This is a genomic window from Micromonospora phytophila, from assembly GCF_023656545.1.
GTDB lineage: Bacteria > Actinomycetota > Actinomycetes > Mycobacteriales > Micromonosporaceae > Micromonospora > Micromonospora phytophila.
In genome coordinates this window covers 1-4180 of the sequence record NZ_JAMOKF010000409.1, presented here as the reverse complement: position 1 = coordinate 4180, position 4180 = coordinate 1, and the positions used below count along the sequence as shown (strand labels likewise).

General features: G+C 75.5%; 4 protein-coding genes and 1 pseudogene. 2 read left to right on the top strand and 3 right to left on the bottom strand.

Annotated features, from left to right (window positions below; genetic code table 11):
* The 3 genes and pseudogenes from NCC78_RS28480 to NCC78_RS28470 all read right to left on the bottom strand — a co-directional run.
* Positions 1–256, bottom strand: a pseudogene (locus tag NCC78_RS28480) (alpha/beta family hydrolase); the annotation flags it as partial.
* Between the two features lie 135 nt (positions 257–391).
* Positions 392–787, bottom strand: a complete 396-nt coding sequence (locus NCC78_RS28475; RefSeq protein WP_250798372.1) for a WhiB family transcriptional regulator — start codon at positions 785–787, stop codon at positions 392–394.
* A 196-nt stretch (positions 788–983) separates the two neighbouring features.
* Positions 984–1694, bottom strand: a complete 711-nt coding sequence (locus NCC78_RS28470) for an SOS response-associated peptidase (RefSeq protein WP_250798371.1) — start codon at positions 1692–1694, stop codon at positions 984–986.
* A gap of 102 nt (positions 1695–1796) precedes the next feature.
* Here NCC78_RS28470 and aroA point away from each other — a divergent pair, with 102 nt between their 5' ends.
* Together aroA and rsgA are read left to right on the top strand one after the other, a co-directional pair.
* On the top strand, positions 1797–3098 hold the full coding sequence (gene aroA / locus NCC78_RS28465; protein WP_250798370.1) for a 3-phosphoshikimate 1-carboxyvinyltransferase: 1302 nt from the start codon (positions 1797–1799) through the stop codon (positions 3096–3098).
* Positions 3068–4180, top strand: a 1113-nt coding sequence (rsgA, locus tag NCC78_RS28460; protein ID WP_250798368.1) for a ribosome small subunit-dependent GTPase A, incomplete at its 3' end; no start/stop codon positions are given. The genes aroA and rsgA, both read left to right, overlap by 31 nt.

The following is a 4180-nucleotide window of genomic DNA, read 5'->3' as shown; positions in this document are numbered from 1 at the left end:
CGGCGGTCCACGCCTCGTCCAGCTGCCCGGCCGGGGCCGGCGCGCGCCGACCGGCGACCCGGTAGGGCTGGGTCACCCGGGCCACCACCAGGCCCGCACCCGTCGTGGCGTCGCGGAGCGCGAGCAGGTCCGGGGCGTCCACCCCACCGCCGGCGCCGTGCCCGAGCACCAGCAGGGCGGTCGGTGGCCCGGCCGGCGGGTCGGTGTCGACCCGGGCCGGACCGCGCGGGGTGGCGATGTCCTCGTTCTGCGGCACCGGCCCATTCTGCGACCCGGACCACCACCGCCGGGGCACCTCCTGCCGAGTCGGCGCGCGGGCGAACCCGAACCAGCGGCTCGAGGACGTCTCCCAGCCCCCGGAAGTGCGGCTCAGCGGCTCAGGCGCACCGGCTCAGCGGCTCAGCGGCACGAGGGTGAGCAGGCGGTCGCGGACCGGTGGGCCCGCCTCGTCGACGGCGTCCGGGTCCGGCTGCACCTCGCTGCGCCAGGCGACCAGCATCGCCCGCCGTTCGCGCGGGGTGGTGCCACCCCACACTCCGTGGCAGTCGCCCACCTCCAGGGCCCAGGCCAGGCAGGAGCCCTGCACGTCGCAGGTTCGGCAGAGCGCGACGGCCGCGTCGGCCGGCTCGTTCGGCGCCGGAAAGAACGTTTCCGGGTCGACACTCTGGCAGGTCCCTCTGGTCCGCCACGCCTCGTCCTGTCGCCGTTCCCGCAAGGCCCGCAGCAGTCGCGGATCTCGTTGCGCGGCGGCCACCTCGTGCGGACGGGGCATACGTGCCCGTGTCATCCACCCACCTCCCCCGTGGGACCGGCAAGATCGGTGGACATCGTTCGCCCCGTGCGAATCGTCGCCCACTACCGGCGCTGTGTTCTATCGCATTTCCGAACACGGAGACAAGAGCCTGCGGGGAATACGGGCGAAAATCCGGGCGACTTTTCGCCCGGAACTCTGGCAAATCACGCTCGACTATGTGGCGGCACGGTCAGAAGAGCCTCACTTCCTCCGGCTCGGGGGCCCGGGCGACCGGCACCCGGGCGGTCAACTGCGGCCCGTCGTTGCGCACGTCGCCCACCGCCGGCCCCACCGGACGGATCTCCAGCCCGGCGAGCCAGTCGGGCGGGGGCGGGGCGAGCAGGCCGGCCGGCTCTTCCGTGGGCGCCAACCACGACCCCCAGCGCTCCCGGGGCAGCAGCAGCGGCATCCGCTCGTGCACCTCGGCGAGCTCGCCCAGGGCGCCGGTGGTGAGCACGCTGCACGTCAGCAGTGGGCCGCCGGGGCCGTCCCAGACCGACCAGATGCCCGCGAACGCGAGCACCCCGCCGTCCTGCGGGGTCATGTAGTACGCCTGCTTGCCGCCCCCCGGCGAGCGGACCCACTCGTACCAGCCGTCGGCGGGGACGAGGCAGCGTCGCCGGGCGAAGGCCCTGGCGTACGCCCGGCTGGTGGCCACCGTCTCGGCGCGGGCGTTGATCATGCGGGCGGCGCCCGAGGGCGACCGGGACCAGGCGGGCACCAGCCCCCACCGGCCCACCGACAGCGCGCGGTGGCCCTCCGGACTCACCCGGACCAGCGGCACCGGGTCGGTGGGCGCCACGTTGTGGTCGGGCCCGAGCCGGCCGTCGGTCTCGTCGTACGACTCGAACAGCGCGCTCAGGTCGCCCGCACTCCGGGTCGTCGCGTACCTCCCGCACATGTCGCACACGCTAACGCGCCGAGCGCCGCCCGGCTGTCCCGCTGACCGGGAGACGGCGGGCTGGCCGGCGTCACCCACGCCCGGACACGGCAGAATGTAACCGTGGGGAACCTGACCGCGACCCGGCCGCTGCAGCCGTGGACCGCTCCGACCGCCTCCGACCCGGTCACGGCCACGCTGCGCCTGCCCGGGTCCAAGTCGCTGACCGCGCGCGCCCTGGTGCTCAGCGCGCTGGCCAGCGGCCCCTCGACCCTGGCCGGGCCGCTGCGCGCCCGGGACACCGAGCTGATGGCCGCCGGCCTGCGGGCGATGGGCGCGCACATGTCGATCAGCGACGACGAGCGCTGGCTGGTCCGGCCGCACCCGCTGGTCGGCCCGGCGCACGTCGACGTCGGCCTGGCCGGCACGATCATGCGCTTCGTGCCACCGGTGGCCGGTCTGGCCGACGGGCGGATCACCTTCGACGGCGACCCGCAGGCCCGCACCCGACCGCTCGGCCCGCTGATCGGCGCGCTGCGCTCCCTGGGCGTACGCGTGGACGCCCCGGCCACCGGCAGCCTGCCGCTGACCGTGTTCGGGGCGGGGCGGGTGGCCGGCGGTGAAGTGGTGATCGACGCCTCCGCCTCCAGCCAGCTGGTCTCCGGGCTGCTGCTGGCGGCCCCGCGCTTCGACCGGGGGGTGGTGGTCCGGCACGTCGGCCCACCGGTCCCCTCCGCGCCGCACCTGCGGATGACGGTGCAGATGCTCCGGGCCGCCGGCGCGGCGGTCGACGACACCACGCCCGACGTGTGGACCGTCGAGCCGGGCCCGCTCACCGGGCGCGGCTGGGAGATCGAGCCGGACCTCTCCGGCGCGGTGCCGTTCTTCGCCGCCGCCCTGGTCACCGGCGGTGAGGTCACCCTCCAGGGCTGGCCGCGCAGCAGCGCGCAGCCGGTCGAGCAGCTCCGCTCGCTGCTGCAGCGGATGGGCGGCGAGGTCACCCTCTCCACCGGCGGGCTGACCGTCCGGGGCACCGGCGTCGTGCACGGCCTGGACGCCGACCTCTCCGACGTCAGCGAGCTGACCCCGGCACTGGCCGCGCTCGCCCTGCTGGCCGACTCGCCCTCCCGGTTCACCGGGGTGGGCCACATCCGGGGCCACGAGACCGACCGGCTGACCGCCCTGGCCCGGGAGTTCACCGCGCTCGGCGCGGACATCACCGAGTCGGCCGACGGGCTGGAGATCCGCCCCCGGCCGCTGCGCGGCGGGGTCTTCGAGACCTACCACGACCACCGGATGGCGCACGCCGCCGCGGTGGCTGGCCTGGCCGTGCCGGGGATCGAGTTGAACGACGTGTCGTGCACCTCCAAGACCATGCCGGAGTTTCCGGCGCTATGGTCAGCGATGGTGACCGGAAAGAGCTGACACGACGGGGGGCGGTCCTGACGACCAAACGGCGGGAGTACGACGAGGACGACGTCCGGGTCCGGCCCGGCAAGTCGTCGCGTCCGCGTACCCGGACCCGACCCCGGCACGCCGACGCGGTGGACGGCTTCGTCATCGCCGTCGACCGGGGCCGTTACACGTGCGTGCTGGCCGGCGCGGAGCACGGCGCGGCCGGCGCGGAGCTGCCGACGGTGACCGCGATGCGGGCCCGGGAGCTGGGGCGCAAGTCGGTGGTGGTCGGTGACCGGGTCGGCCTGGTCGGGGACACCTCCGGCGCGGTGGGGGCGCTGGCCCGGATCGTCCGGATCGCCGAGCGGACGTCGGTGCTGCGGCGCACCGCCGACGACGACGAGACCACCGCCGAGGGGCGGTTGGAACGGGTGGTCGTCGCCAACGCCGACCAGTTGGTGATCGTCAGCGCCCTGGCCGACCCGCCGCCGCGGACGGGCTTCATCGACCGCTGCCTGGTGGCCGCGTACGACGCGGGCATCGAGCCGCTGCTCTGCCTGACCAAGGCCGACCTGGCCGGCCCGGAGGCGGTGGTCGACTACTACGCCGAGCTGGAGCTGCCGTACGTGCTGGTCCGGCCGGACTCCGACCTCGACGCCCTGCGCAGCCTGCTCAGCGGGCAGGTCTCGGTCATGGTCGGGCACTCCGGGGTGGGCAAGTCGACGCTGGTCAACCGCCTCGTCCCGGACGCCGCCCGGGCGGTCGGCGTGGTCAGCGCGATCGGTCGCGGCCGGCACACCTCGACCAGCGCGGTGGCGCTGCGGCTCCCGCCCGCACCGGGCGCGGGCGGCGACCCGGGCTGGATCGTCGACACCCCCGGCGTGCGCAGCTTCGGTCTCGCCCACGTCTCGGCGGAGAGCCTGCTGCACGGCTTCCCCGACCTGGTCGAGGGAACGGTCGAGTGCCCGCCGAACTGCCCGCACACCGCGGACGAGACGGAGTGCGCGCTGGACGCCTGGGTGGCCGCCGGCAAGGCCGACCAGCGCCGACTGGCGTCGTACCGTCGGCTGCTGTCCTCCCGGTCCGGCGAGGGCGACTCGCGCGGCGAGGCC

What these genes read in the sequence shown, in the direction of transcription:
- NCC78_RS28475 (WP_250798372.1), bottom strand. Translation starts at nt 787, where the DNA reads ATGACACGGGCACGTATGCCCCGTCCGCACGAGGTGGCCGCCGCGCAA.
- NCC78_RS28470 (WP_250798371.1), bottom strand. Translation starts at nt 1,694, where the DNA reads ATGTGCGGGAGGTACGCGACGACCCGGAGTGCGGGCGACCTGAGCGCG.